Raw genomic sequence first — 26,159 nt, 5'->3', positions numbered from 1 at the left:
CCGGCGCCGCCCGGGCGCTGGACACAGGAACGCTTGCCTTGAATTCACCGCTTGAAGCCACCCCCGATGCCCGGCGCGACGTGTCGCCCGCCGGGCGCGCTCGTGCGCCCGAAGGCACCTTTGAGCTGAGCCGCAAGCGCGTCGACGAACTCGACACGATCTTCGGCGAAGGCGGATTGCTGGCGCGTGCGCTCGACGGCTACCGGCCGCGACAGTCGCAGATCGAGATGGCGCGCGCCGTCGCGTCCGCGATGGAAGCGTCCGCGCGCCGGATGCCCGAACCCGAGATCTTCGAAACCCGCAAGCGGCCGGCGCGTCGCCTCGGCGACGGCGACAAGGCGGCCGAAACGGGCGCGGACGCCGCCGCGGCAGCCGAAGTCGACGGCGATGCCGGCGACAACACGCTGATCGTCGAGGCCGGTACGGGTACCGGCAAGACCTATGCATACCTCGTGCCCGCGATGCTGTGGGGCGGCAAGGTGATCGTGTCGACCGGCACGAAACACCTGCAGGATCAATTGTTCGCGCGCGACATCCCGACCGTGCGCAACGCACTGGCGGTACCGGTGTCGGTCGCGATGCTGAAGGGCCGGGCCAACTACCTGTGCCATTACTACCTGCAACGCACGGCCGACAACGGCCGGTTGCCGTCGCGGCAGGATACGGCCTATCTGCAGGAAATCGTCCGCTTCGCGAAGATCACGAAGAGCGGCGACAAGGCCGAGCTCGCGAGCGTGCCGGAAACGGCGCCCGTGTGGTCGATGGTCACGTCGACGCGCGACAACTGCCTCGGCCAGGAGTGCCCGCATTACAAGGATTGCTTCGTGATGCAGGCGCGGCGCGAGGCGCAGCAGGCCGACATCGTCGTCGTCAACCACCACCTGTTCTTCGCGGACATCATGCTGCGCGATACGGGGATGGCCGAGCTGCTGCCGAACGCGAACACGGTCATCTTCGACGAAGCGCACCAGTTGCCGGAAACGGCGACGCTGTTCTTCGGCGAAACGCTGTCGACGACGCAGATTCTCGAGCTCGCCCGCGACACGGTGGCGGAAGGCCTGAGCCATGCGCGCGACGCGGTCGAGTGGGTGAAGCTCGGCGGCGATCTCGAGCGTGCGGCGCGCGACTTGCGCCTGGCGTTCGCGAACGACCAGATCGTCCGCATGTCGCTCGCCCAGCTCGGCGACGATCACCCGATGTTCGGTGCGCTCGACGCGCTCGAGGCTGCGCTCGACGCGCTGGCGTCGGCGCTCGCCAGCCAGGCGGAACGGGCGGAATCGCTCGGCGCGTGCCTGCGGCGCGCCCGCGAACTGCAGGACCTGCTGGCCGGCTGGGTCGCACCCGGCGCGACGGAAGCGGCGGCGAAGGCCGACGCAACGGCGGCCGGCGACAAGGCGGCATCCGACGGCGATCCGAACGAGAAGGTACGCTGGGTCGAAGTGTTCGCGCATACGGTCCAGCTGCACGAAACGCCGCTGTCGGTCGCGCCGATCTTTGCCAAGCAGCGCGCGGGCGTGCCGCGCGCCTGGGTGTTCACGTCGGCCACGCTGTCGGTGCGCGGCGACTTCACGCACTATGCGGCGCAAATGGGCCTCAGCTCGCGTCGCTCGATGACGCTCGCAAGCCCGTTCGACTATCAGTCGCAAGGGTTGCTGTACGTGCCGCGCAACCTGCCGCAACCGTCTTCGCCGGCGTTTACCGATGCCGTCTTCGACGCCGCGCTGCCGGCGATCGAGGCGTCCGGCGGCGGCGTGTTCATGCTGTGCACGACGCTGCGCGCGGTCGACCGGATCGCGTCGAAGCTGCGCGACGTGATCGAATCGCGCGGCTGGAACACGCCGCTGCTCGTGCAGGGCGATGCAAGCCGCACCGAACTGCTCGACCGTTTCCGTGGGTATGGCAACGCGATCCTGGTCGGCAGCCAGAGTTTCTGGGAAGGCGTCGACGTGCGCGGTGACGCGCTGTCGCTCGTCGTGATCGACAAGCTGCCGTTCGCGCCGCCGGACGATCCGGTGCTGGCCGCGCGCCTCGACGCGCTGACGAAGAAGGGGCTGAGCCCGTTCGCCGTGCACCAGTTGCCGCAGGCCGTGATCACGCTGAAGCAGGGCGCAGGCCGGCTGATTCGTGCGGAGACGGATCGCGGCGTGCTGATGATCTGCGACACGCGGCTCGTCGACAAGCCCTACGGGCGCCGGATCTGGCAGAGCCTGCCGCCGTTCAAGCGGACCCGCGAGATCGCGGTCGTCCAGGACTTCTTCGACGAGCACCGTTCGGCAAAACGCACGTGACGGTGCGCGCGGCGATCGGCGCGCGATTGCACCGGCGCCGCCTGAGTGCGGCGCCCATAAAAAACCCGGCTCGATGGCCGGGTTTTTTGTTGGTGCGGCGCGTGCCGCACGGTGCTGTCGTCAGAACTGCCACCACGACTTCTTCGCGCCGGGGCGCGAGTGGCCCGTGACGTACGGGCTGTCGGGGAACGTGCCGGCGAGCACGCGCTTCGTGTCCTCGGCGAGTTCCGGCTGGTTCAGCTTGCCGTACGACAGGATCATGATGTGCAGTGCGTCCTCGATCGCCGGGGCGCCCTTGTAGTCCTTGATCGCGAGCTGCGCACGGTTGATGGCCGCGACGTAGGCGCCGCGCCGGTAGTAGTAGTCGGCCGCATGCACTTCGTGCGATGCGAGCGCGTTCACGATATAGCGCATCCGCGCGGCGGCGTCGGGCGCGTACTTGCTCTTCGGGAAGCGGTCGACGACGACCTTGAACGCATCGTACGATTCACGCAGTGCCTGCGGATCGCGCTCGCTCATGTCCTGGCCGGAGAAGCGGCCGAACAGGCCGAGATCGTCGTTGAAGTGGATCATCCCCTTCAGGTAGTACGCGTACGGGATATCCGGATGATCGGGGTGGAGCTGGATGAAGCGATCGACGGCCTGGTCGGCGGCGGCCGCTTCGTTATCCTTCCAGTTGCAGTATGCAACGTTGATCTGCGCCTGTTGCGCGAAATGGCCGAACGGATCGCGACCTTGCAGCGATTCGAAATATTTCGCGCACTTGCCCCAGTCGCCGCCGGACAGTGCGTCCTGGGCCTCTGAGTATAATTTGTTGTTCGACCAGGTAGCCGTCTCGTCCTGCTTCTGCGGCAAGCCGTGGCAGCCGGCGATGAGGGCCGCGGCCGCTACCGCCGCAGCCCGGGCGGCGACGGTTCTGGCCGTGCGTTTGGTCGAATTCATCATGCTCGCATGTCCTAGCTTCAAGTCTCGGTGACCCAGTCTAAATGACCCGTTCAAGTTCGCAGAATGCCCAGCCGGGCACACCAAATCGCGAAGATTATAGCCCAAGCGATCGGCCCGCCGACGCTGCCTCGGGGGATTCCCTCGATGACGATCTGACCGGTGACGCAATGCAGCCGCCCGTCGTGCCGTCCGCGGCGGTCGATGAAGCGCCGCGCGTCGTCGAAGTGCCGATGTCGCTCGCGGGTGAGCGCCTCGACAAGGCGCTCGCCCAACTGTTCCCCGAATTCTCGCGCAGCCGCCTGCAGAGCTGGATCGAGGCGCAGCGCGTGCTCGTCGACGGCGCGCCGGCGAAGATCCGCCAGCCGGTGCCGCTCGGCGCGAAGATCGAACTCGTGCCCGACCTGCTCCCCGAGCAGCTCGCCTTTACGCCGGAGCCGGTGCCGCTCGACGTGATCTACGAGGACGACGCGCTCGTCGTCATCAACAAGCCGGCCGGCCTCGTCGTGCATCCGGCCGCCGGCAACTGGAGCGGCACGATCCTCAACGGGCTGCTGCATCGCTATGGCGACGCGGCGGCCGGCCTGCCGCGCGCCGGGATCGTCCACCGGCTCGACAAGGAAACGTCGGGCCTGATGGTGGTGGCGCGCACGCTGGCCGCGCAGACGGATCTCGTGCGCCAGCTGCAGGCCCGCACGGTGAAGCGCCGTTATTTTGCGCTCGTGTGGGGCACGATGCCCGAGGACGGCACGATCGACGCGCCGATCGGCCGCGATCCGCGCGAACGCACGCGCATGGCCGTCGTCACGGGCGCATCGGGCAAGCCCGCGCGCACGCATTTCCGCACGGTTGACACATGCCTGTGGCAACGTCAGCCGGTTTCGGCGATCCAGTGCGATCTCGAGACCGGTCGCACGCACCAGATCCGCGTGCACTGCGCGCACGTCGGGCATCCGCTGCTCGGCGATCCCGTGTACGGTCGTGCGCGCGGCAAACGCTCGGTCACGCCGCTGCCGGACGGGTTCGCGCGTCAGGCGCTGCATGCATGGCGGCTCGGCCTCGTGCATCCGGTCACTGGCAAGGCGATGCAATGGCGCTGCCCGCTGCCGGACGACATGAACACACTCGTCGCGGCGCTCGGCTTCGGGCAGGGCGACGAGGAATTCGACGACGATGACGGTGTCTACGACGATGACGATTTCGGCGGCGAGTATCACGATGACGAGCCGGACCTGGACGATGAGGAGGAGTGAGTGCCGATGACGAACCTGGCGCCGCTGACGTGGCAGGACTGCGTACAGCCCGACTGGCAGGTGTCGCCGCGCGTGCGCGCGCTGATCACGACGCGCGACGGCGGGGTGAGCGAAGGCCCGTACGGGCGCTGGCAGCGCGGCGACGCGCTGCCGGGCGGGATGAATCTCGGCCTGCATACCGGTGACGACCCGGCCCATGTGGCAGGGAATCGCGCACGCTTGCTGGCGCTCGCAGGCCAGTCGAGCGCTGCGTGGCTCGAGCAGGTTCACGGCGCGCAGATCGTGCGCGCGGACGAGGTGATCGCGGCGGCGCCGATGGCGACGGCGCCCGTGCAGGCCGACGCGAGCGTCACCGACCGCGCGGGTGCCGTCTGCGTCGTGATGGTCGCGGATTGCCTGCCCGTGCTGCTGTGCGACACGCAGGGCCGTGCCGTCGGCGCCGCCCATGCGGGCTGGCGCGGGCTGGCGGCCGGCATCGTCGAGCAGACCGCGGAGCGTGTCGCGGCACTCGCGGGCGGTGCGACGGACGCGCTTCACGCGTACCTCGGGCCGGCGATCGGCCCGCAGGCGTTCGAGGTGGGCGCCGACGTGCGTGACGCGTTTCTCGACACGGCCCCGCAGTCGGAGCATGATGAAACCCGGCTTGCGTTCGTCGCGATCGAGGGCGCGCCGGGCAAATTTCTTGCCGATCTCTATGCGCTTGCGCGCCTGCGTCTCGCGCGTGCGGGCGTTGTGCACGTGAGCGGCGGAACGGCTTGCACGGTCACCGAACAGGCACGCTTCTATTCGTACCGGCGCGATCGCGTGACGGGCCGCATGGCAGCAGCGATCTGGCTGGCCGATTGACGGAATGCGCATGCGCGTGGAGTTTATTGCGCCGCAAAATCGGGTTATCTCGATATTTCGGCCGCGATGCCGCGCTGCATGCGCGATTGAATGGAAAATCCCGAAGTCAAGTCAACCAAAATGTTTTATGTTTCGCCGGAACCCTTGTCCCGTCTGTTGTGCGAGGATTATCTCCGTACGGAAATGTTCAGTGGTTTGACATGGCGCTTCACATGGGGAAAACGATAATGATAAAAATACCGCACTGCGGCAGAATCTGGAGACGCCTCTCCAGAGCATGACGGCCCGGCTCGCAGCCGGCATGCCGCGCGCGAGCAGGATTTCACGATAGACGCTCACGAATCACCGGTAAGGCAGGTAATGACAGCATCGAAAAAATCGTCGACGTCCGCTCAGGCGGGCACTTCCCCGGGCAGCATTGGTTTCGATCCGGCCGCCCAGCCGATGCAGCAGATGTTCGAGTCGTGGTTGAACGCGTGGCGCGGTTTTGCGGATCCGGCACGCGCCGCGACTGCGTCGGCCACCGTGAATCCGTTCGCCACATTCCAGTTTCCGACATCGTTCCCGTTCCAGATGCCGTCGATGCCCGATTTCGGCGCGATGGCGTCGCCGTTCGCCGGGTTGAAGCTGCCGGCCGCCGCGATTCCGCCCGAGCGGCTGCAGGCGCTGCAGGCCGACTACGCGCGCGATTGCATGGTGCTGATGCAGCAGGCCGCCGCGGCGAAGCTGGAGTCGCCCGAGCTGAAGGACCGCCGTTTCAGCGGGGATGCGTGGAAGGCGTCGCCGGCGCATGCGTTCGCGGCGGCCTGGTATCTGCTCAACGCGCGCTATCTGCAGGAACTGGCCGATGCGCTGCAGACCGATCCGAAGACGCGCGAGCGCATTCGTTTCACGGTCCAGCAATGGACGGCCGCAGCCGCGCCGAGCAACTTCCTCGCACTCAATCCCGACGCACAGAAATCGATCCTCGAAACGCAGGGCGAAAGCCTGCGGCAAGGGATGATGAACCTGCTCGGCGACATGCAGCGCGGCAAGATTTCGCAGACCGACGAATCGCAATTCGTGGTCGGCAAGAACCTCGGGTGTACTGAAGGTGCGGTCGTCTACGAGAACGACCTGATCCAGCTGATCCAGTACACGCCGAAGACGGACAAGGTGTTCGAGCGGCCGCTGCTGATCGTGCCGCCTTGCATCAACAAGTTCTACATCCTCGACCTGCAGCCGGAGAATTCGCTCGTCGCGCATGCGCTGTCGAACGGCCATCAGGTGTTCCTCGTGTCGTGGCGCAACGCGGACGCATCGGTCGCGCACAAGACGTGGGACGACTACATGAACGAAGGGCTGCTCGCGGCGATCGACGCCGTGCAGCAGGTCAGCGGCCGCGAGCAGATCAACACGCTCGGCTTCTGCGTCGGCGGCACGATGCTCGCGACCGCGCTCGCTGTGCTTGCCGCGCGCGGCGAACATCCGGCCGCGTCGATGACGCTGCTCACCGCGATGCTCGACTTCACCGATACCGGCATTCTCGACGTGTTCGTCGACGAGGCGCACGTGCAGATGCGCGAGCAGACCATCGGCGGCAAGAACGGCACACAGCCGGGGCTGATGCGCGGCGTCGAATTCGCGAACACGTTCTCGTTCCTGCGTCCGAACGACCTCGTGTGGAACTACGTCGTCGACAACTACCTGAAGGGCCGCACGCCGGCGCCGTTCGACCTGCTGTACTGGAACAGCGATTCGACGAGCCTGCCGGGCCCGATGTACGCGTGGTACCTGCGCAATACCTATCTCGAGAACAAGCTGCGCGAGCCGGGTGCGTTGACCGTGTGCGGCGAGTCGGTGGACCTGACGCTGATCGACGTGCCGACCTTCATCTACGGTTCGCGCGAGGATCACATCGTGCCGTGGCAGACGGCCTATGCGTCCACGTCGATCCTGTCGGGCCCGCTGAAGTTCGTGCTCGGCGCGTCGGGGCACATCGCGGGCGTGATCAATCCGCCGGCGAAGAAGAAGCGCAGCTACTGGGTCAACGACAGCGACCTGCCCGAATCGGCGGACGAGTGGTTCGCCGGTGCAACCGAGCACCCGGGCAGCTGGTGGACGACCTGGGTCGAATGGCTCGACCAGTACGGCGGCCGCAAGGTGGAGCCGCCCGCCCAGCCCGGTACCGCGCAGTTCCCGGTGATCGAACCGGCGCCGGGCCGCTACGTATTGCAGCGCGATTGACGAAAACCGGACAGCGGCGCAGGCTGTCCGGTGCACCGCAGTTTTTTTAACAGGGCCGGTAGCGATGCGCCGTGTCGTGCGGGCCTGGAGGAAAGGGAAATGACGGACGTAGTGATCGTATCGGCCGCGCGGACCGCGGTCGGCAAATTCGGCGGTTCGCTTGCGAAGATTGCGGCGCCCGAGCTGGGCGCGACGGTGATCCGCGCGGTGCTGGAGCGTGCGGGCGTGAAGCCCGAGCAGGTCAGCGAAGTGATCATGGGCCAGGTGCTGACGGCCGGTTCCGGGCAGAACCCGGCGCGGCAGTCGCTGATCAAGGCCGGGCTGCCGACGGCAGTGCCGGGGATGACGATCAACAAGGTGTGCGGCTCCGGCCTGAAGGCCGTGATGCTGGCGGCGAACGCGATCGTCGCGGGCGACGCGGAGATCGTGATCGCGGGCGGCCAGGAGAACATGAGCGCGTCGCCGCACGTGCTGCCGGGCTCGCGCGACGGGTTCCGGATGGGTGACGCGAAGCTGGTCGACACGATGATCGTCGACGGCCTGTGGGACGTGTACAACCAGTACCACATGGGCATCACGGCGGAGAACGTCGCGAAGGAATACGGGATCACGCGCGAGGAGCAGGACGCGTTCGCGGCGTTGTCGCAGAACAAGGCGGAAGCCGCGCAGAAGGCCGGCCGCTTCGACGATGAAATCGTGCCGGTGGCGATTCCGCAACGCAAGGGCGAGCCGCTGCAGTTCGCCACCGACGAATTCGTGCGTCACGGCGTGACGGCGGAGTCGCTGGCGGGGCTGAAGCCGGCGTTCTCGAAGGACGGCTCGGTGACGGCGGCGAACGCGTCGGGGCTGAACGACGGCGCGGCGGCGGTGCTGGTGATGTCGGCGCAGAAGGCGGCGGCACTCGGCCTGACGCCGCTGGCGCGGATCAAGGCGTACGCGAACGCGGGCGTGGATCCGAGCGTGATGGGGATGGGCCCGGTGCCGGCATCGCGCCGGTGCCTGGAGCGCGCGGGCTGGACGCCGGGCGACCTGGACCTGATGGAGATCAACGAGGCATTCGCGGCGCAGGCGCTGGCGGTGCACAAGCAGATGGGCTGGGACACGTCGAAGGTGAACGTGAACGGCGGGGCGATCGCGATCGGCCACCCGATCGGCGCGTCGGGCTGCCGGATCCTGGTGACGCTGCTGCACGAGATGGCCAAGCGCGATGCGAAGCGCGGGCTGGCGTCGCTGTGCATCGGCGGCGGGATGGGTGTCGCGCTCGCGGTCGAGCGTCCGTAAGCGGCCCTCCGTAGGCGGCTGTTCTCAAGCCGCCATTCGCGACCAGCGAACCGAATTCGTGTGCCGGCCGATTGCGGCTTCGGCCGGCGTCACGTGAAGTCAGAGGGGCCTCCGGCAGCTCTCGAAACCAAAAAATGGAGTGAGATTTATGTCTCAGCGAATTGCGTACGTAACGGGCGGGATGGGCGGCATCGGCACCAGCATCTGCCAGCGCCTGTCGAAAGACGGCTTCAAGGTGGTCGCAGGTTGCGGCCCGAACTCGCCGCGCCGGGTGAAATGGCTCGAGGAGCAGAAGGCGCTCGGGTACGATTTCATCGCGTCGGAAGGCAACGTCGGCGACTGGGACTCGACCAAGGAAGCGTTCGACAAGGTCAAGGCCGAAGTCGGCGAGATCGACGTGCTGGTCAACAACGCGGGCATCACGCGCGATGTCGTGTTCCGCAAGATGACGCACGAAGACTGGACCGCCGTGATCGACACCAACCTGACGAGCCTGTTCAACGTGACGAAGCAGGTGATCGACGGGATGGTCGAACGCGGCTGGGGCCGGATCATCAACATTTCGTCGGTGAACGGCCAGAAAGGGCAGTTCGGCCAGACCAACTACTCGACCGCGAAGGCCGGTATCCACGGCTTCACGATGTCGCTCGCCCAGGAAGTCGCGACGAAGGGCGTGACGGTCAACACCGTGTCGCCGGGCTACATCGGCACCGACATGGTGAAGGCGATTCGCCCGGACGTGCTCGAGAAGATCGTCGCGACGATCCCGGTGCGGCGTCTCGGCGGCCCGGAGGAAATCGGTTCGATCGTCGCGTGGCTCGCGTCGAACGATTCCGGTTTCGCGACGGGCGCAGACTTCTCGCTGAACGGCGGCCTGCACATGGGCTGAGCGTCCGCGCTGCGCGGGCCGGGTGGCCGCGCAGCCGGGCGTTTTCCGAAGGCCCCCGCCTCCCGGATTCGGGCGGCGGGGATTCGTCACTTCCGCTACGCTGCACTCAAAGGCGTTACATGACTACTACAAAGAAGACGGCCGAACGGCTCATCAAGAAGTACCCGAACCGTCGGCTCTACGATACCGAGACAAGCACGTACATTACGCTGACCGACGTGAAGCAACTCGTGCTGGAGCAGGAGGATTTCAAGGTCGTCGATGCGAAATCCAACGAAGACCTGACGCGCAGCATTCTCCTGCAGATCATCCTCGAAGAGGAAAGCGGCGGCGTGCCGATGTTCTCGTCGTCGATGCTGTCGCAGATCATCCGTTTCTACGGGCATGCGATGCAGGGCATGATGGGCACGTACCTGGAAAAGAACATCCAGGCGTTCATCGACATCCAGAACAAGCTCGCGGATCAGTCGAAGAACCTGTACGAAGGCAATGCGATGAATCCGGAAGTCTGGTCGCAGTTCATGAACATGCAGGCGCCGATGATGCAAGGGATGATGACCAGCTACATCGAGCAGTCGAAGAACATGTTCGTGCAGATGCAGGAGCAGATGCAGAACCAGGCGAAGTCGATGTTCAGCACGTTCCCGTTCAAGCAGCCGGGCGCGTCGGAGCCGGAAAAGAAGTAACGGTTTCGCGGCAGGCCGACCGCGGCGGGCAACCCGTCGGGCGTCGGTGCCGCGAAGCAGCGCGGCGCGGGTCGGCTGATCGTGCATTCGGGCGCGACGATGTGTGCGGCCGCCGCCCGCCGGATCCTCTTGCCGACGGTCGTTCATGACCGTCGGCACCGAATGCGCATGCCGGGTTCGGGCGTGCGCGGACGTTGTTCAGTCGATCGAGATCCCGTCACTTGCGAAGGAACACCGGGGCGTGTCGTGCCTGATGGTGCGCGTTCGTGCACGCACGCGTACCATGAGCGGCGCTGCGCTGCGCTGCGCGGTGTGGCGTGGAAGCTGCGTTCGGCGAAATGCAATGACGCCGCCCGGGCAGGACAGGCCGTGATGCGCGATGCCGCGTCGAGGCAATGCGACCAAGAAAAAACCGACTGAGAGAAAGCATGCGTGGGATTCGAGTGGCACCAGCCGGCCGGCTGGCTGGTTTAGCTTCGATGTTCATGCTGGGCGTTGGCGTGGCGGTGCCGGCCTTTGCGATGGATTGCGCGAAAGCCGTGCAGTCGCTCGAGAAGCGCATCTGCGCGAGCTCCATCCTGCGCGCAGCCGACTCGCGGATGAATTCGGCGTACGCGGGTGCGCTGAAGGCCGCACCGGACACGGCGATCCGCGACATGCTGGTGCGCAGCCAGCGCCGCTGGATCAGTGCGCGCAACAATCGTCTCGACGCCGATTACGAAGGTCGTGCGCTCGCCGTCGACGAAGTGCGCAAGGCAATCGATCGGCGCACCGCCGTACTGGCCGATCAATCGAACAAAGGGTTGATCGCGCGTGCGCAGGCCGAGCGCCAGTGGCTCGCGAAATACACGGGCGGCCCCCTTACCGGTTTCGATGCAAACTGCGACTTCATTCCCGACGATGCGACTGGCGCGCACGTTTCCTACGCATGTTTCGGCGCGGTCCATGTGCAGCATCGCGCGCGGGTCTGCAGCCAGAGCGAGGACTGGGCGACCGGGGCGGTCTATCAGTACCGGTCGGTGAGCACGGCCGATGGCGCGAAGGTGCGCCCCGTTGCGTACTGCGAAGCGCAGGCCCATGGGAGTGCGTGCGACACCGGTGGCGCGCAATCGGCGTGGACGCGTGTGGGGGCTTCCGGCGGGGATAACCGCGCGTCAGCGCCGGTAGCCGGGCTGCCGCAACTCGATGCGGAAATGTGGCCGATCGGCGATGGAGACGATGCTTTGTGGTTCGAGCGGTGCCTGACGGCCGCGAAGTTTCCGTGAGCGCCGGATGGGATTGGTCCGTTGTGTGGGCCCGCTTCGGCGGGCTTTTTTACGCGCGCGTGGTGGGCGGTTCAATACGCGGCGGGCCGGGCGTGCGCAATGGCCGACGTTACCGGCCCGGCTTGTCTTATGCCGGGAATCCCTGCTCGTCGTCGTGCGGCGGCAGATCGAGCACGAGCTTGACCGCGCAGTAGTTCGCCTTGAGCGAAAACACGCGGCCGATCACGAGGAACGTCTGTCGCGAATTCTCGAGCTCGACGAAGTCGCCCGGTTGCGGCACGTGCGCGCCCTGGTCGTACGAGAAGCTGGTGCTGGTTTGCTCGCCGATGGTTTCGGCTGCGTGTTCGGTGAATTCGATCGTGATGTGGGTGGTCATGCGAACCCCATTGGGTAATGGAAGAGAGGGAAGAGCGTGGACGCTGCGATTTTCGCATAGCGACGGGGCGGTTCCGGCGGAATTGTCGGGAAGCGACGCGTGCGCGTGGATCCCCGTCACTTCGCCGATTTCCAGTCGAAGGCGGACCGCACGGTCCTGGCCGGCACATTGTGCAGCCAGAGCAGCTTGATCGCCGCCTCGTCGTTCGGGAAGTGGCCACGCATCTTGCCGCACATGGCGTTGACGGTAAGCCGACAGCCCCTCATCCCGCCTCAAACCGACGCGAGCGGCACGCACGTTGCCCATGCGTGTTTCGGCACGGTCCATGTGCAGCGTCGTGCACGGATCGGCAGCCAGGGCGAGGACTGGGCGACCGGCGCCGATGATCAAAACCGGTCGTCGATTGCGACCGTCGGCGCGAAGGTACATCCGGTGGCGTTCTGCGAAGCGCAGGCGCGCGCACGATCGTGCGATGGCAGCGGCCCGGCCGAAGCCGGGCGGGGCATGGAACGAAGCGAGGCGGCGGTTATTTCTCCGCGAACGTGCCTGCTTCCACCAACGTCATCTTGTCGGGGTCCAGGTACCTGCGGATGGCGGTGTTGACCTGCTCGACGGTCAACGCTCGGACGCGCTCGGGATAGGTGTCCAGGTCACTCAGCGGGCGATCCTGGAGCACCGTCTGGGCGATCATGGCGGCCATCTGCCCGGTGGTTTCCATCGCGACTTGATGGCGGCCGATCATGCCGTCCTTGCGTGCATCCAGTTCCGCTTGGGTCACGCCCTGTTTCCACCAGGCATCCAGAATCCGGCGCGTGCTGGCGACGCCCTTGTCCAGCAGGGGCGGGGCGAAGCTGCTCGTGATGACGAATCCGCCGTCCATCAGGGAGAGCCCGGACAGGCCGGCGCGGATGCCATAGGTCAGGCCTTCCTTGTCGCGGACCCCTGCCATCAGGCGGCCGGTGAAGCCGTTGCCCAGGATGTTGATACCCGCGCTGAGGGGCAGATAGTCGGCATCGTTGGCGCGCAGGTCGATGGCCTGACCCAGCATCACGCTGACGGATTCCTTGTCCCCCATGGAGATGCGCTGCGTGTCGGGCCGGCTTGCCTTGCGTGGCGGGCCCTGTCGCACGAGTGCCCGGCCCCCGCTCCAGCCCGCGAAGGCTTCGGTCACCATGGACTGCAGGCCGCGAGGGTCCGCGCCGCCGACCACGACCAGCGTCATGTGGGCGGGCCCGTAATAGGCTTGATGAAAGGCCTTGATGTCGTCCAGCGTGGCAGCGGCGATTGCGTCGAGCATCCGTTCGCGTGGCACCGGTGCATTGAGGTGGGCAGCGGGGTAAATGGAACGATCCAGCGCCTCGGTGGCCCGAACCGACGGGTTTTCTCCGGCGTGACGGACCGCGGCCTCCAACCGGCTCTTGGCCTTGGCCAGCTCTTCCGGCTTGAAGGCCGGCAGGCGTAACTGCTCGGCCATCAGGTCGATCAGCGTCGGCAAATCCTTGGTCAGGCTTTGGCCGTGTATGCCGACATAGCCGCCGTCGGTCTGGAACGACAACTGGGCGCCCAGGCTTTCCAGCAGCGCGGAGATCGCCACCTTGTCGCGACGGGTGGTGCCCTCCTGCAGCAACATGCCGGTCAGCAACGGCACGGCGGGATTGGCCGCCTTGCTGGCCGTGTCGGCATCGCCCAGGGGCATCACCCCGGTCACGGACACCATTTCCTGCGGCGACATCGAATAGGTCAATAGCGTGATGCTGCCGGCCTGGGCGCGCACGACGCGCTCGGCGATGCCTGCCTGAGCCGCAACAGGCAGGCACAGCACGGCGAACCACACGAGCCACGTCCGCAGAGGGTTGAAACGAACATGCTTCATCACGATTTCTCCGGGACGAACCAGCCGGTGGTGCTCTGGTTTTCAACGAGGTACTTGCGGGCGACGCGCTGCACGTCGGCGGGCGTCACCTTTTCGAGTTCTTCGAGCTCGGTGACGAACCGTGTCCAGTCGCCCTGCGAGACCGCGTTGCCCAATCGGGCGGACGTCGCGCGGACGCCGTCACGCTGGTAGACCTGATCGGCCCGGTAAGGGCCGAGCACCCGCTGGATATCCTCGCGAGTGACGCCCTCGGTCTTGATCCGCTCCAGTTCGGTCCAGGCGATTTTCTCGGCCTGCTCGTGTTTCGCGTCGAGCGGCAGGCTGATCGTCACGACGAACGGGCCGGGATCGCGCAGTGCATGGAAGCCGGCGCCGGCTTGCGTGGCAACCGTCGTGTCGACCAGTGCGCGGTACAGCCGGCTGCTCTTGCCCTGGCTCAATACCAGGCCCAGTACGGTCAACGCAGGCGCATCGGGGTCGAGCGCGCGCGGCCCCTTGAAGGCGATGATCAGACTGCCCGTTGCGCCCGCGCGTTTGAGCACCAGCCTTCGCGGCCCCTGCTGCGACGGCTCTTCGGTCGTGACGGCGGGAATGGCCTGGGGCGCGCGCGGGATGCCGCCGTAATACTGCCTGACCCACCCCAACGCCTGGTTCGGCCGGAAATCGCCGACCAGGATGACGGTGGCGTTGTCCGGCCAGTAGAAGGTGTCGTAGAAACGGCGCAGCTTGTCCACGCTCGCATGCTCGATGTCGCTACGCCAGCCGATGGTGGGATGGTGGTAGGGATGCGCCTGGTAAGCCGTGGCCATGACCTGCTGGAACAAGGCGGTGAAAGGACTGTTCTCGCCTCGCTCGTACTCGTTGCGTACCACCGTCATCTCGCTGGCCAGGTCTTCCGGGCGCAGCAGGAGGTTGCGCATGCGGTCGGCCTCGATCGCGATGTAGCCTTCCAGCGCATCGCGCCCGAGCGTGCCGAAGTAGTTGGTGCGGTCCATCGAAGTGGTGGCGTTGAAGGTCGCACCCACTCGCTCCATGTAGCTGTTCAGTGCATTGCCGAGCGCCTTGTTGTAGTGCTGGCTGCCCTTGAACATCAGGTGCTCGAGCAGGTGAGTGTCGCCGGTCGTGCCCGCGGCTTCGTTGCGTGAACCCACCCGGTACAACACCTGGAAACTGACCACCGTCGCAGCGGAATCGGGCACGGCTAGCACGGTAAGGCCGTTGGCATCCAGACGGTATTCGTCGATGCCGCCCAGGGAGCGCACGTGGGTAAAGCCCGGTACCTCGACGGGTTGGGCCATCGCCGTGCCCGCAATCAACGGGCACAGCGAGAGCCAGGTGCATATCAAACGTCGTACTGACATGTAGCGTCCTTTTGTGTAGGCGCCGGCTCGGCGGTCAGTTGACTGCGATGCGTCGAGCGCGGCGAACGTGGAGTTTTTCATACTTTTCGATGCGTGTTGACCGATGGCGCGTTGCGGGGGCGTCGCTGCCGTGATGCGTTCGTCGACGGCCGTACGTGGCTTGACCGTCGACGCGTAGCGACAGACGGCGCGATTTCAAAGTGAAAGGGACGTATCGAGCAGTCGTCGCATGACGGCCCGCCGCCGCGTCGTGCATCCAATTCGACTATCGATGCCGCTGCCGATCGCCTGTTTTGCCTCGCCACCCCTAAATGGCTGTAAACTCACGCTTTTGCTGCCACGCCCCCACATTCCAGATGTCCCAATCCCCCAAAGTAGGGTTCGTATCCCTCGGGTGCCCGAAGGCGCTCGTCGACTCCGAACAGATCATCACGCAACTGCGCGCCGAAGGTTATGAAATCTCCGGCACCTACGACGGTGCCGACCTCGTCGTCGTGAACACCTGCGGCTTCATCGACGAAGCCGTGCAGGAAAGTCTCGACGCGATCGGCGAAGCGCTGACCGAGAACGGCAAGGTGATCGTCACCGGCTGTCTCGGCGCCAAGTCGAGCGCCAGCGGGTCGAACCTGATCGAGGAAGTCCACCCGAAGGTGCTCGCCGTCACCGGCCCGCACGCAGTGGGCGAAGTGATGCAGGCCGTGCATTCGCACCTGCCGAAGCCGCACGACCCGTTCACCGATCTCGTGCCCGCCGCCGGCATCAAGCTCACGCCGCGCCACTACGCGTACCTGAAGATCTCCGAAGGCTGCAACCACCGCTGCACGTTCTGCATCATCCCGTCGATGCGCGGCGACCTCGTGTCGCGCCCGGTCGCCGAAGTGATGCTGGAAGCCGAGAACCTGTTCAAGTCGGGCGTGAAGGAACTGCTCGTGATCTCGCAGGACACGAGCGCGTACGGCGTCGACGTGAAGTACCGCACGGGTTTCTGGAACGGCAAGCCGATCAAGACGCGCATGACCGACCTGGTCGCCGCGCTCGGCGAACTCGCCGCGCAGTATGGCGCATGGGTGCGCCTGCACTACGTGTATCCGTATCCGAGCGTCGACGAAGTGATTCCGTTGATGGCCGAAGGCCCGTTCAAGGGCCACGTGCTGCCGTACCTCGACGTGCCGTTCCAGCACGCGCACCCGGAAGTGCTGAAGCGCATGAAGCGTCCGGCGAACGCCGAGAAGGTGCTCGAGCGCGTGCAGAAGTGGCGCGAGATCTGCCCGGACCTGACGATTCGCAGCACGTTCATCGCGGGCTTCCCCGGCGAGACGGAAGCGCAGTTCGAAACGCTGCTCGACTTCATCCGCGAGGCGGAACTCGATCGCGTCGGCTGCTTTGCGTATTCGCCGGTCGAAGGCGCGACCGCGAACGAACTCGACGGCGCGCTGCCGGATGAAGTCCGCGAGGAACGCCGCGCGCGCTTCATGGAAGTCGCCGAGGAAGTGTCGGCGAACCGCATCCAGCGCAAGGTCGGCAAGACCCTCAAGGTGCTGATCGACGAAGTCAGCGAGGAAGGCGGGATCGGCCGCACGGCCGCCGATGCGCCGGAGATCGACGGCGTCGTCTATGTCGAGCCGGCGGCGAAGGCATCGAAGCGCTACAAGGTCGGCGATTTCGTGTCCGTGAAGATCACGGGCGCCGACGGCCATGATCTGTGGGGCGAGGTATAAGCGATGGCCGCCGCATTTCCGGAGATCCTCGCGCTCGGCGAGGCGATGATCGAATTCAACCAGTCGCAGCCGGGCCGGCCTGAATTCCTGCAGGGCTTCGGCGGCGATACGTCGAACTTCTGCATCGCCGCCGCGCGCCAGGGCGCATCGACGGGTTTCGTGTCGGCGATCGGCGACGATCCGTTCGGCCGCCTGCTGGCCGACATGTGGCGCGCGGAACGCGTCGACACGACGTACGTGCGGATCGACCGCACGGCGCCGACCGGCGTGTACTTCGTCACGCACGGCGCCGATGGTCACCAGTTCGACTACCTGCGTGCGGGCTCGGCGGCGAGCCGTTATGCAACCGATGATCTGCCGCTCGACGCGCTGGCTGCCGCGAAAGCGGTGCACCTGTCGGGCATCAGCCTGGCGATCAGCACGGCTGCGTGCGACGCCGCATTCGCGGCAATCGACCACGCGCGCCGCCACGGCGCGAAAGTCAGCTTCGACACGAACCTGCGGCTGAAGCTGTGGCCGCTGCCGCGCGCCCGCGCGGTGATGCGTGAGGCGCTGCGTCAGACGGACATCTGCCTGCCCAGTTGGGACGACGTGACGGCACTCACGGGCGCGAACGATCGCGATGCGATCGTCGATGCGATGCTCGAACACGGGCCGCAGATCGTCGCGTTGAAGCTCGGCAAGGAAGGCGCTTACGTGGCGACGCCGAACGAACGGCGCGTCGTGCCGGGCTTCGCGGTCGAGGCCGTCGACGCGACGGGCGCGGGCGATTGCTTCGGCGGTGCGTTCGTCGCGCGGATCGTCGCGGGCGACGATCCGTTCGCGGCGGCGCGTTATGCGAACGCCGCGGCGGCACTGTCGACGACGGGCTACGGCGCGGTCGCGCCGATTCCGCACCGCGATGCGGTGGAGCACCTGATGCAGGGCTGACGCGGCACGCGCACGCCGGCCGCGGCAATGCGCTCGTGACGATGTGCATGGGCGGCGGGCAAGGCATCGCCGCGATTTTCGAGCGAATCTGAAGCAAGGAGCAACACACGGTGGGTCGATATTCGCAATGGCAACGGGCGCTCGTCGTCGCGGGCGCGCTGGCGGTGGGCATGGCGATACCGGGCGTCTGCGCGGCGCAGGCCGCCACGCCGGGCGCGCAGCAGGATGAACCGGCCATGGCGCGGCCGCTGAAGCCGAATCCCGAGTTCGCCCGCCTGCCGCGCTATGAAGGCACGCTCGGTGACCGGCCGATCGTCGTGCATCTCGGCCCGAAGACGGACGAGGAAGGCGTGCACGGCGAATACCAGTTCGCCGATACGGGCGAGGTCGTGCTGCTCGCGGGCGATCGCGACGGCGACACGCTCGAAATCGAGGAATCGAACGACGGCACGAACATCACGGGCGTGTGGATCGGCCGCTTCGACGCGACGGGTGCCCTGAAGGCCGACCGGATGAATTCTGACGAGTCGGATCCGCAGCCCGTCGTGCTGCGTCTCGCGCCGGGCAAGCGTGCGGCGCTGCAGGTACGCGACGGCCGCGTGCAGGAAATCGAGACGGTGGGCGGTGTCGTCAACCTGCGCACCGACGACTGAACCCGCGCTGGCTCGGTGCGCGCGGCGCGCATTGTACCGGGCCAATTGCGCCGATTTTGGCTAATCTAGCTGCATATTCCGCAACCGAACGGCCTCGTGCCCGGCTTCCCGTCATGACTGCATCCACTCCCAAGCGCGCACTGCAAACCCGCATCGTTCAACCCGACGACGTGATCCCGGAAGGCTTCCGTTCGTTCGTGCCGCCGGTCGCGCGCGCGTCGACGGTCGTGTTTCCCGATCTGGCGACGATGCGTGCGCTCGTCTGGCACAACGACAACCAATGGCGCTACGGCCTGCATGCGACGCCGACGTCGCTCGCGCTCGCGCAGCGGCTGGCGGAGATCGAGGGCGGCACGCATGCACTGCTGCAGCCGTCGGGCCTCGCGGCGATCATGAACGTCTACTTCGGGATCGTGAAAGCCGGCGACGACGTGCTGATTCCGCACAACGTGTACGGGCCGAACGCCGATTTCGGCAACTGGCTCGCGAAGGACTTCGGCATCACCGCGCGCTTCTACGATCCGCTGATCGGCGCCGGCATCGCCGGCCTGATCCAGCCGAACACGCGGCTGATCTGGATCGAGGCGCCCGGCTCGGTGACGATGGAAGTGCCGGACGTGCAGGCGATCACGGCGGCCGCGAAGGCGCGCGGCATCGTCACCGCGATCGACAACACGTTTTCGGCCGGGCTCGCGTTCAAGCCGTTCGAACATGGCGTCGACATCTCGGTGCAGGCGCTGACCAAATACCAGTCGGGCGGCAGCGACGTGCTGATGGGCGCGACGATCACCGCGAACGCGGAGCTGCATGCACAGCTGAAGCTCGCGCGGATGCGCTGCGGCGTCGGCGTGTCGGTCGACGATTGCTCGCTCGTGCTGCGCAGCCTGCCGAGCATGCAGGTGCGGTTCGATGCGCACAGCAAGAGCGCGCTCGCGCTCGCGCAATGGCTGAAGGCGCGGCCGGAGATCGCGGCGGTATTGCACCCGCAGATCGCCGATTGCCCGGGGCACGCGTCGTTCATGCGCGATTTCACCGGCGCGGGCGGGTTGTTCTCGGTGGTGTTCGACGAGCGCTACAGTGCGGAGCAGGTCGACCGCTTCGTCGAGTCGCTCGAGCTGTTCGCGATCGGCTGGAGCTGGGGCGGCGCGTGCAGCCTCGCGATGCCTTACGACGTCGCGTCGATGCGTCCGGACTGGGCGCATCGCGGCACGCTGGTGCGTTTCTATGTCGGCCTGGAAGACGAAACCGACCTGCGTGCGGACATCGAGCGCGCGCTGCAGGCTGCGCTGGGCTGATCGCCCGCCGACAACGTTCGGCAGAAAAACAAGACGCCGGCGCGATGTTGCATCGCGCCGGCGTTTTTCATGTCGGCTGCCGCGGGATCAGAACAGCCGCAGCAGCCCGTCGAGGCCGACGTGATCGAACGCGACCGTCGCCGCATCGCGCACGACGGGCTTCGCGTGGTACGCGACCGACAGCCCGGCTTCGGCCATCATCTTCAGGTCGTTCGACCCGTCGCCCATCGCGATCGCGCGGCGCGGCTCGAGGCCGAGCGACGCGCACGTGTCGCGCAGCAGGCGCGCCTTCACGTCGGCGTTGACGATCTCGCCGAGCACCTCGCCGGTCAGCTTGCCGTCGACGATCTCGAGCGTGTTCGCATGCGCGTAGTCGAGGCCGAGGCGTGCCTTCAGCCGTTCGGTGAAGAACGTGAAGCCGCCCGACACGAGCAGCGTCTTCATGCCGGCGGCCTTCACGCCGGCGAGCATCTGCTCGGCGCCCGGCGACAGTTGCAGCCGTTCCTCGTACACGCGTTCGAGCGCGTGCGCGTCGAGCCCGGCCAGCAGCGCGACGCGGCGCGTGAGGCTTTCGTTGAAGTCGCGGATCTCGCCGCGCATCGACGCTTCGGTGATCTCGGCGACCTGCGTTTTCAGCCCGCAGAAATCGGCGATCTCGTCGATGCACTCGATCGTGATCAGCGTCGAATCCATGTCCATCACGGCGAGCCCGAAATCGCCGAGCGAGAGGCCGGCCTCGACGAACGCGAAGTCGAGTGCGTGCGTGCCGCAGTAGGCATCGATGTCGAGGCGCTGCGCCGGGTTCGCGTGGTCGATCCGCAGCGCATGATCGTCGGTCTGCACGATGCGGGTGCCGCGCGACAGCGCGAGCAGCGGTTTGTGATGGGTGTCCGACAGCGGCGCAAGACTCTGGATGACGAGGTTGTGGGTCATGACGGGATGGTTGGGAAGCGAATGAAATGCGTCTGCGGCCAACGGGCAGCCGCCTGCCGATGCGGGCCCCGTCCGGCGTCGGGCCCTTGCGTGGCGAACGCGCCATTGTAGCCGGTTGGCCGCATGCGGCGGTCGGGTGAGGATCGAAACCGTGGGCGGGGGGCGGTCATGGCCTGTCCGTGCGATCCCAGTACGGCGGATCGCCGAAATGCTCGGCCAGGAACGTGATGAAGGCGAGCGTCTTCAGCGGAACGTGCGCGCGGCTCGGGTAGACGGCCCAGATCGCGATGTCTTCCGCGAACGGATAGTCGTCGAGCACCGTGACGAGCGCGCCGCTCGCGAGCAGCGGGCCGACGTCCCAGGTCGACTTGATCGCGATCCCGAAGCCGTCGACGAGCGCTTCGCGGATCGCCTCGCCGTTGCTCGCGACGAGCCGGCCGCCCACCCGCACGGTGAGCGGGCCTTGCGGCGTGGCGAACGACCAGTCGCGCTGGTCGCCGAGGATCACGCACTCGTGCTGGGCGAGGTCGGCCGGATGGCGCGGCGTGCCGTGTTCGGCGAGATACGCGGGCGAGCAGCACAGCACGCGGCGGTTCGTGGCGAGCTTGCGCGCGACGAGCGTCGAATCCTTCAGCGCGCCGAGGCGGATCGCGACGTCGTAGCCGTCGTCGACGAGGTCGACGATCTCGTCCGACAGCCGCAGGTCGAGCGACACGGACGGGTAGCGGCGCAGGAACGCGGGAATCACCGGCGCGACATGCTGGCGGCCGAACGACGACGACATCGACACCTTCAGCCGCCCGTACGGCTCGGAGCGGCCGTGGCCGACCGATGCGCGCGCGGCATCGGCGGCCGACAGCAGCGTGTCGGCGTGCGCCATGAAGACCTCACCATCCTGCGTGAGGCTGATGCGGCGCGTGGTGCGGTGCAGCAGCCGCGCGCCGAGCTGGCGTTCGAGTTGCGCGATGCGCGCGCTCGCGACCGCGGCCGACACGCCGAATTCGCGGCCGGCCGCGGTGACGTTCGCGAGCAGCGCCGCGCGCACGAACAGCGCGACGTCGAGCAGGTCGAGCGGCTTGTCCGGCGTCGGAATCGGATCGGAGGCCATTATTCTGAAATTCCTGAAAATGTTTCAGGAAATATAGCGCTTTTCTCGAAGGATCGGGTTGCCTACGATGACGTTCATGGGGCTGCGCCGCGGCCCACAGGTTTCCTTGAAGGAGTGTCGTGATGAAAGCCGTTGGACTGACCCGTTATCTGCCGATCGACGACCCGCAAGCGCTGCTCGACGTGGAGCTGCCGCAGCCCGTGCCGGGCCCGCGCGACCTGCTCGTGAAGGTCGAGGCGATTTCCGTGAACCCGGTGGACTTCAAGGTGCGCGCGCCGAAGCCGCAGGTCGAGGACACGCCGCGCGTGCTCGGCTGGGATGCGGCCGGCACGGTGGTCGCGGTCGGCGCCGACGTCACGCTGTTCCGGCCCGGCGACGAAGTGTTCTACGCGGGCAGCATCACGCGGCCGGGCGCGAACAGCGAATTCCATACGGTCGACGAGCGAATCGCCGCGCTGAAGCCGCGCACGCTCGATTTCGCCGCCGCCGCCGCGCTGCCGCTCACCGCGCTGACCGCATGGGAAGCACTGTTCGACCGGCTGCGTGTATCGCCGCAGGGCGCGGACGCCGGCAAGTCGGTGCTGATCATCGGCGGCGCGGGTGGCGTGGGTTCGATCGCGATCCAGCTCGCGAAGACGCTCGGCAAGCTGCACGTGATCGCAACCGCATCGCGGCCGGCGTCGACCGAATGGGTGCGCTCGCTGGGCGCGGACGCGGTGGTCGACCATTTCGGCGACCTGCCGGCGCAACTGCGCGAGGCCGGGCACCCGAACGTCGACTACGTGCTGATTTTCAACGACACGGATCGGCACTTTCCGGCGGCTGCGGAGGTCATCCGGCCGCAGGGCGGCATTTGCACGATCGTCGAGAACGACAAGCCGGTGCCGGTCGAATTGCTGAAGGCGAAGAGCGCGGCGTTTCATTGGGAATTCATGTTCACGCGCGCGATGTTCGAGACGCCGGACATGATCGAGCAGCACCGGATCCTCGGCGAAGTCGCGCGGCTGGTCGACGGCGGCACGCTGCGCACCACGGTCGGCGAGCAGCTCGGCACGATCAACGCGGCGAACGTGCGGCGCGCGCACCAGCTGCTCGAGGCCGGGCGTTCGATCGGCAAGCTCGTGCTGAGCGGCTTCTGAGCTGGCCTCGCGTTTAAGGTCGCGGCGCCGCGAACGCAAGCGGGGTAACACCCGATGCGTTTGCGGCGCATTGCATGCCGCTTGGCGGTAGACTGGCAGCGCATCATGCATCGAAAACCGCGCGGCACGCGCGTGCCGCCGCATACCAAGGAGGTCAGCATGAGCCAACGCAGCTTGTCAGTCGCCGCAACGTGGTCGGTCGTGTTCGCGGCGGCGTGCGTCAGCGCGAGCGTATTCGCGGCGCCGCCGGTCAAGGGCAGCCTGAAGGGCGGCGGTACCGGACAGCTCGAATACACCGTCAAGGTCGACTCGAAGACCTTCGGCAATACGCAGGAGACCCGCAAGATCCGCTCGGGCGAGACGGACGACTTCAACTGGAAGTCGGTGCCGCCGAGCGGGGCGGTCGCGATGCCGGACGGTTGCCCGAACGCCGACAACCTGCCGCGCGACGAGAACGGCGCGATGGTGCGCCAGACCCAGGTGCGGCTCGCGCCGTCGATCGACGCGAAGGGGATCGCCAACGTGCAGTTGAGCTTCCAGGCGGCCGCGCCGAAAGGCACGCGCAACGTGACGGCCGGCGGCAAGTCGCTGCAGTGTCCGGACGTCGTGTCGGTGAGCCAGGTGAAGTGGGTGTCGATTTCGACCAACGGCGGGTCGAAGTCCGTCACGATGAGCGATGGCACGAAAGTGACGGTGTCGATCAAGCGTTGAGCGGTGCGCATGGGCCGGCGTCGGAGCCGGTGCGCGCGCAACGGATTCGACTTGCGGTACCACGCGGCGACACGTGACCGTTTCGTGTCGCCGTCACAGTGCTTTCTCGCGACCTGCTTCAGCGGCATGGCGGCCGTTCGCCGTGCGGTGGCGTCGCGTAGCGACCCGCGTGACGTCATGAGCCTGTCACGCTATGCTCGCCCGCATCATCACCTTCCTGTCACGACATCCCGATGAAATACCGAATGCGCGCGCTGCTGTGTGCCCTTGCGTTCGTCGCCGCGCACGCGCACGCGGCCGACGACTGCGGTTTCGTGAAGAAAGTCGAGCTGTCGTCGCGGCAGCAGGTGGCGGTCGTGTCGAGCGGCGCGCTCGAACCGTGCTCGACCGGCAGCTACGCGGTGCGCGTGTATTCGACCGCGCATGCCGCCCCCGGCTTCGATACCGACGATTACGTGACGGGCGCGCTGCATACGCGTGATGGTACGGTTACCGATGCATTCACGGCCGACCTCGGTGCACGTGCGCCGCAGGCGCTCGTCGTGACGACGCGCTCGGCCGGCAGCGGCGGCTATGTCGGCGCGCAGGCCTATGTGACGACATCGCGCGCCGTGAAGCTCGTCGCGTCGGTCGACGGGCTCGCGCCCGACGCGGACATCGCGGCTGCGTTGCGGCAGGCACTCGGCAAGCGCCACGGCCCGCGCTGAATGGCGAACCGCGTGAACGCGTCGCGCGATGGCGCCGCGTGTCAGTGCGCGCGTTCTTCGAGCCGCGCGGCGAGAAAGCGGTGATCCGCCGAGAACAGCCGGCGATAGGTCATCAGCACCGCGCCGACGGTGCCGAGCGCGGAAGCCGCGGCGATCAGGAACATGATCACGATCTGGTAGCGCACGGCCTGCAGCGGCGACTGGCCGGCCAGCACCTGGCCCGTCATCATCCCCGGCAGGCTCACGACGCCGACGACGGCCATCTGGTTCAGCGTCGGCAGCATGCCGGCGCGCACGGCCTGGCGCGCGGCGTCCTGCGCGGCTTCCCAGCGCGTCGCGCCGAGCGCCAGCGCGGTTTCGACGCGGTCGCGGCGCGCCGTGAGTTCTTCCATCATCCGCTCGACCCCGAGCGACACGCCCGTGAGCGTATTGCCGAGAATCATCCCGAGGATCGGAATCGCGTATTGCGGCGCATACCAGGGGTGGATGCGGATCACGACGAACAGGCCGACCGCCGCGACGAACCAGCTGCTGAACCAGATCGACGCGATGCTGTCGATGCGCTGGCCGCGATACGTGCGCTTGCCGCGCCCCGCGCCGGCGAACCCGGCGATCAGCGTCATCAGCGCGGTGAGCGGCAGCACGATGTACCAGTGAGGGTGACCGAACACCCACCCGAGCACGTAGCCGATCGCGAGCAACTGCACGACGGTGCGTACGGCCGCGAGCGCGAGCTTGCGGCCGAGGCCGAGCGACAGGGCCATCGAGATCGCGCCGTTGACCGCGACGAGCGCGGCGGCGATGCCGACGTCGACGAGGCTCAGGTCCTGCAGTGCGGGGCTCATCGCGTGGCCTCCGTCGGGTCGGCCGCGTGCATCACGCCGGCCTGCATCACGAGCCGCATCGTGCCGATCCGCGCGGCCTGGGCCGGGTCGTGCGAGATCCACATGTACGCGCGGGCGTCGGGCGCCGCGTCGAACCATGCGCCGACGAGCGCCTCGATCGCGCGCGCCGATTCGGGGTCGAGCGCGGACGTCGGCTCGTCGAGCAGCAGCACGTCGGGATCGAGCTGCAGCACGCGCAGCAGCGCGGTGATCTGCGCTTCGCCGCCGGACAGGTCGCTCGCGCGCTTGTCGAGAAAGTCGGGGCCGCGACCGGCCTGCGCGGCGAGCGCTTCGGCGCGCGCGCGATCGAACGCCACGTCGCGATAGATCGCGAGCGAATACGGATAGCGCAGCTGCGATTCGACGGTGCCGTCCATCTGCGCGGGGCGCTGGCGCACATAGGCGACGCTGCGGCGGTAACGCGGGATCGCATTGCGCCGGATCCGTTTGCCGCGCCACAGGATGTGGCCGCCGTCGAGCGGATCGAGCAGCGCGAGCGCGCGCAGCAGCACGCTCTTGCCGGACCCGGACGGCCCGGTGATAGCAATTCGCGATCCCGCCGCGAGGCTGAAATCGGTCGGGGCGAGCAGGGTCTTGCCGCTGCTGGCATCGCGCCGCGTGATGCGCGCTGCATCGATGAGGCCGGTGGGGGCTGTCATGTCACAAATGAAAAAAAGCGTTAATGGCGCCGAAACGTCACCATGGCGTGCGTCATAATACCGATTGAAAAGCCGCGGGTGTCGTGCGCCGTTCGTCCACGCAAGCGGCCCGGCATGGTGCGGCAACATTTCAGAA

23 protein-coding genes are annotated in these 26,159 nt (G+C 66.9%); 15 read left to right on the top strand and 8 right to left on the bottom strand.

Features of this window, described 5'->3' with window-relative positions; translation table 11 throughout:
• Window positions 1-38 precede the first annotated feature (38 nt).
• Window positions 39-2,288 carry an ATP-dependent DNA helicase gene (locus CFB47_RS10705; protein ID WP_089461153.1) on the top strand — a complete coding sequence of 750 codons (2,250 nt, stop codon included), beginning with the start codon at window positions 39-41 and terminating at the stop codon, window positions 2,286-2,288.
• Between the two features lie 120 nt (window positions 2,289-2,408).
• Here CFB47_RS10705 and CFB47_RS10700 read toward each other — a convergent pair whose 3' ends face one another.
• Entirely contained in the window at window positions 2,409-3,233 is an 825-nt protein-coding gene (locus CFB47_RS10700) for an outer membrane protein assembly factor BamD (RefSeq protein ID WP_011549700.1), read from the bottom strand.
• 41 nt (window positions 3,234-3,274) lie between these two features.
• On the opposite strand from CFB47_RS10700, the gene CFB47_RS10695 reads away from it, so the two are divergent.
• From CFB47_RS10695 to CFB47_RS10665, 7 genes are all read left to right on the top strand, one after another.
• On the top strand, window positions 3,275-4,483 hold the full coding sequence (locus tag CFB47_RS10695; RefSeq protein WP_089461152.1) for an RluA family pseudouridine synthase: 1,209 nt from the start codon (window positions 3,275-3,277) through the stop codon (window positions 4,481-4,483).
• Between the two features lie 6 nt (window positions 4,484-4,489).
• Window positions 4,490-5,329: a peptidoglycan editing factor PgeF gene (pgeF, locus tag CFB47_RS10690; protein WP_089461414.1), complete on the top strand. Its 840-nt coding sequence runs from the start codon at window positions 4,490-4,492 to the stop codon at window positions 5,327-5,329.
• A 360-nt stretch (window positions 5,330-5,689) separates the two neighbouring features.
• On the top strand, window positions 5,690-7,555 hold the full coding sequence (gene phaC, locus CFB47_RS10685; RefSeq protein ID WP_089461151.1) for a class I poly(R)-hydroxyalkanoic acid synthase: 1,866 nt from the start codon (window positions 5,690-5,692) through the stop codon (window positions 7,553-7,555).
• Between the two features lie 99 nt (window positions 7,556-7,654).
• On the top strand, window positions 7,655-8,836 hold the full coding sequence (locus CFB47_RS10680) for an acetyl-CoA C-acetyltransferase (RefSeq protein ID WP_089425549.1): 1,182 nt from the start codon (window positions 7,655-7,657) through the stop codon (window positions 8,834-8,836).
• A gap of 148 nt (window positions 8,837-8,984) precedes the next feature.
• Entirely contained in the window at window positions 8,985-9,725 is a 741-nt protein-coding gene (locus CFB47_RS10675; RefSeq protein WP_027784565.1) for a 3-ketoacyl-ACP reductase, read from the top strand.
• 119 nt (window positions 9,726-9,844) lie between these two features.
• Window positions 9,845-10,411, top strand: a complete 567-nt coding sequence (phaR, locus tag CFB47_RS10670; protein WP_006485265.1) for a polyhydroxyalkanoate synthesis repressor PhaR — start codon at window positions 9,845-9,847, stop codon at window positions 10,409-10,411.
• Window positions 10,412-10,890: 479 nt separating this feature from the next.
• A complete protein-coding gene (locus tag CFB47_RS10665) occupies window positions 10,891-11,676 on the top strand; it encodes a lysozyme inhibitor LprI family protein (protein ID WP_256946678.1) in 786 nt (261 codons plus the stop codon).
• 127 nt (window positions 11,677-11,803) lie between these two features.
• On the opposite strand, the gene CFB47_RS10660 is transcribed toward CFB47_RS10665, so the two are convergent.
• From CFB47_RS10660 to CFB47_RS10650, 3 genes are all read right to left on the bottom strand, one after another.
• Window positions 11,804-12,052: a hypothetical protein gene (locus CFB47_RS10660; protein ID WP_089440216.1), complete on the bottom strand. Its 249-nt coding sequence runs from the start codon at window positions 12,050-12,052 to the stop codon at window positions 11,804-11,806.
• Between the two features lie 526 nt (window positions 12,053-12,578).
• On the bottom strand, window positions 12,579-13,925 hold the full coding sequence (locus CFB47_RS10655) for a pitrilysin family protein (RefSeq protein WP_089461149.1): 1,347 nt from the start codon (window positions 13,923-13,925) through the stop codon (window positions 12,579-12,581).
• Window positions 13,925-15,367, bottom strand: a complete 1,443-nt coding sequence (locus CFB47_RS10650; RefSeq protein ID WP_256946677.1) for a pitrilysin family protein — start codon at window positions 15,365-15,367, stop codon at window positions 13,925-13,927. The genes CFB47_RS10655 and CFB47_RS10650 overlap by 1 nt, the downstream gene beginning before the upstream one ends.
• A 275-nt stretch (window positions 15,368-15,642) precedes the next feature.
• On the opposite strand from CFB47_RS10650, the gene rimO reads away from it, so the two are divergent.
• The 4 genes from rimO to CFB47_RS10630 all read left to right on the top strand — a co-directional run bounded on the left by rimO (window position 15,643) and on the right by CFB47_RS10630 (window position 19,882).
• The gene (gene rimO / locus CFB47_RS10645) at window positions 15,643-17,004 is read left to right on the top strand and encodes a 30S ribosomal protein S12 methylthiotransferase RimO (RefSeq protein ID WP_089456309.1); all 1,362 of its coding nucleotides are present in this window, start codon (window positions 15,643-15,645) and stop codon (window positions 17,002-17,004) included.
• Window positions 17,005-17,007: 3 nt separating this feature from the next.
• Window positions 17,008-17,934: a sugar kinase gene (locus CFB47_RS10640; RefSeq protein ID WP_089461148.1), complete on the top strand. Its 927-nt coding sequence runs from the start codon at window positions 17,008-17,010 to the stop codon at window positions 17,932-17,934.
• 110 nt (window positions 17,935-18,044) lie between these two features.
• Entirely contained in the window at window positions 18,045-18,587 is a 543-nt protein-coding gene (locus CFB47_RS10635) for a hypothetical protein (protein ID WP_089456307.1), read from the top strand.
• A 113-nt stretch (window positions 18,588-18,700) separates the two neighbouring features.
• Window positions 18,701-19,882 (top strand): cystathionine beta-lyase, encoded by a 1,182-nt coding sequence (locus CFB47_RS10630; RefSeq protein WP_089461147.1) that lies wholly within the window; start codon window positions 18,701-18,703, stop codon window positions 19,880-19,882.
• Between the two features lie 87 nt (window positions 19,883-19,969).
• Here the strand turns inward: CFB47_RS10630 and serB are convergent, their stop codons facing one another.
• Together serB and CFB47_RS10620 are read right to left on the bottom strand one after the other, a co-directional pair.
• Entirely contained in the window at window positions 19,970-20,815 is an 846-nt protein-coding gene (gene serB / locus CFB47_RS10625; RefSeq protein ID WP_089461146.1) for a phosphoserine phosphatase SerB, read from the bottom strand.
• Between the two features lie 166 nt (window positions 20,816-20,981).
• Complete coding sequence (locus tag CFB47_RS10620) at window positions 20,982-21,923, bottom strand: LysR family transcriptional regulator (RefSeq protein ID WP_089461145.1); 942 nt, start codon at window positions 21,921-21,923, stop codon at window positions 20,982-20,984.
• A 122-nt stretch (window positions 21,924-22,045) separates the two neighbouring features.
• On the opposite strand from CFB47_RS10620, the gene CFB47_RS10615 reads away from it, so the two are divergent.
• From CFB47_RS10615 to CFB47_RS10605, 3 genes are all read left to right on the top strand, one after another.
• Entirely contained in the window at window positions 22,046-23,062 is a 1,017-nt protein-coding gene (locus tag CFB47_RS10615; RefSeq protein WP_089461144.1) for a zinc-binding alcohol dehydrogenase family protein, read from the top strand.
• A 159-nt stretch (window positions 23,063-23,221) separates the two neighbouring features.
• On the top strand, window positions 23,222-23,773 hold the full coding sequence (locus CFB47_RS10610) for a DUF6013 family protein (RefSeq protein WP_089461412.1): 552 nt from the start codon (window positions 23,222-23,224) through the stop codon (window positions 23,771-23,773).
• Between the two features lie 233 nt (window positions 23,774-24,006).
• Entirely contained in the window at window positions 24,007-24,480 is a 474-nt protein-coding gene (locus CFB47_RS10605) for a PliI family lysozyme inhibitor of I-type lysozyme (protein WP_089461143.1), read from the top strand.
• Between the two features lie 41 nt (window positions 24,481-24,521).
• Here the strand turns inward: CFB47_RS10605 and fetB are convergent, their stop codons facing one another.
• Together fetB and CFB47_RS10595 are read right to left on the bottom strand one after the other, a co-directional pair.
• The gene (fetB, locus tag CFB47_RS10600) at window positions 24,522-25,325 is read right to left on the bottom strand and encodes an iron export ABC transporter permease subunit FetB (RefSeq protein WP_039357836.1); all 804 of its coding nucleotides are present in this window, start codon (window positions 25,323-25,325) and stop codon (window positions 24,522-24,524) included.
• Entirely contained in the window at window positions 25,322-26,023 is a 702-nt protein-coding gene (locus CFB47_RS10595; RefSeq protein ID WP_089456301.1) for an ATP-binding cassette domain-containing protein, read from the bottom strand. Before CFB47_RS10595 ends, fetB begins: the two co-directional genes overlap by 4 nt.
• Between the last annotated feature and the right edge of the window lie 136 nt (window positions 26,024-26,159).

Origin of the sequence: Burkholderia sp. AU27893, assembly GCF_002223205.1 — a bacterium.
Taxonomy (GTDB): domain Bacteria; phylum Pseudomonadota; class Gammaproteobacteria; order Burkholderiales; family Burkholderiaceae; genus Burkholderia.
This window is presented reverse-complemented; position numbering and strand designations above follow the sequence as displayed.

Excerpts from the sequence above, each read along its gene's own strand:
- CFB47_RS10700 (WP_011549700.1), bottom strand. The coding sequence starts at position 3,233 with ATGATGAATTCGACCAAACGCACGGCCAGAACCGTCGCCGCCCGGGCT.
- CFB47_RS10695 (WP_089461152.1), top strand. The coding sequence starts at position 3,275 with ATGACCCGTTCAAGTTCGCAGAATGCCCAGCCGGGCACACCAAATCGC.
- pgeF (WP_089461414.1), top strand. The coding sequence starts at position 4,490 with ATGACGAACCTGGCGCCGCTGACGTGGCAGGACTGCGTACAGCCCGAC.
- phaC (WP_089461151.1), top strand. The coding sequence starts at position 5,690 with ATGACAGCATCGAAAAAATCGTCGACGTCCGCTCAGGCGGGCACTTCC.
- CFB47_RS10680 (WP_089425549.1), top strand. The coding sequence starts at position 7,655 with ATGACGGACGTAGTGATCGTATCGGCCGCGCGGACCGCGGTCGGCAAA.
- CFB47_RS10675 (WP_027784565.1), top strand. The coding sequence starts at position 8,985 with ATGTCTCAGCGAATTGCGTACGTAACGGGCGGGATGGGCGGCATCGGC.
- phaR (WP_006485265.1), top strand. The coding sequence starts at position 9,845 with ATGACTACTACAAAGAAGACGGCCGAACGGCTCATCAAGAAGTACCCG.
- CFB47_RS10665 (WP_256946678.1), top strand. The coding sequence starts at position 10,891 with ATGTTCATGCTGGGCGTTGGCGTGGCGGTGCCGGCCTTTGCGATGGAT.
- CFB47_RS10660 (WP_089440216.1), bottom strand. The coding sequence starts at position 12,052 with ATGACCACCCACATCACGATCGAATTCACCGAACACGCAGCCGAAACC.
- CFB47_RS10655 (WP_089461149.1), bottom strand. The coding sequence starts at position 13,925 with ATGAAGCATGTTCGTTTCAACCCTCTGCGGACGTGGCTCGTGTGGTTC.
- CFB47_RS10650 (WP_256946677.1), bottom strand. The coding sequence starts at position 15,367 with ATGAAAAACTCCACGTTCGCCGCGCTCGACGCATCGCAGTCAACTGAC.
- rimO (WP_089456309.1), top strand. The coding sequence starts at position 15,643 with ATGTCCCAATCCCCCAAAGTAGGGTTCGTATCCCTCGGGTGCCCGAAG.
- CFB47_RS10640 (WP_089461148.1), top strand. The coding sequence starts at position 17,008 with ATGGCCGCCGCATTTCCGGAGATCCTCGCGCTCGGCGAGGCGATGATC.
- CFB47_RS10630 (WP_089461147.1), top strand. The coding sequence starts at position 18,701 with ATGACTGCATCCACTCCCAAGCGCGCACTGCAAACCCGCATCGTTCAA.
- serB (WP_089461146.1), bottom strand. The coding sequence starts at position 20,815 with ATGACCCACAACCTCGTCATCCAGAGTCTTGCGCCGCTGTCGGACACC.
- CFB47_RS10620 (WP_089461145.1), bottom strand. The coding sequence starts at position 21,923 with ATGGCCTCCGATCCGATTCCGACGCCGGACAAGCCGCTCGACCTGCTC.
- CFB47_RS10615 (WP_089461144.1), top strand. The coding sequence starts at position 22,046 with ATGAAAGCCGTTGGACTGACCCGTTATCTGCCGATCGACGACCCGCAA.
- CFB47_RS10610 (WP_089461412.1), top strand. The coding sequence starts at position 23,222 with ATGAGCCAACGCAGCTTGTCAGTCGCCGCAACGTGGTCGGTCGTGTTC.
- CFB47_RS10605 (WP_089461143.1), top strand. The coding sequence starts at position 24,007 with ATGAAATACCGAATGCGCGCGCTGCTGTGTGCCCTTGCGTTCGTCGCC.
- fetB (WP_039357836.1), bottom strand. The coding sequence starts at position 25,325 with ATGAGCCCCGCACTGCAGGACCTGAGCCTCGTCGACGTCGGCATCGCC.
- CFB47_RS10595 (WP_089456301.1), bottom strand. The coding sequence starts at position 26,023 with ATGACAGCCCCCACCGGCCTCATCGATGCAGCGCGCATCACGCGGCGC.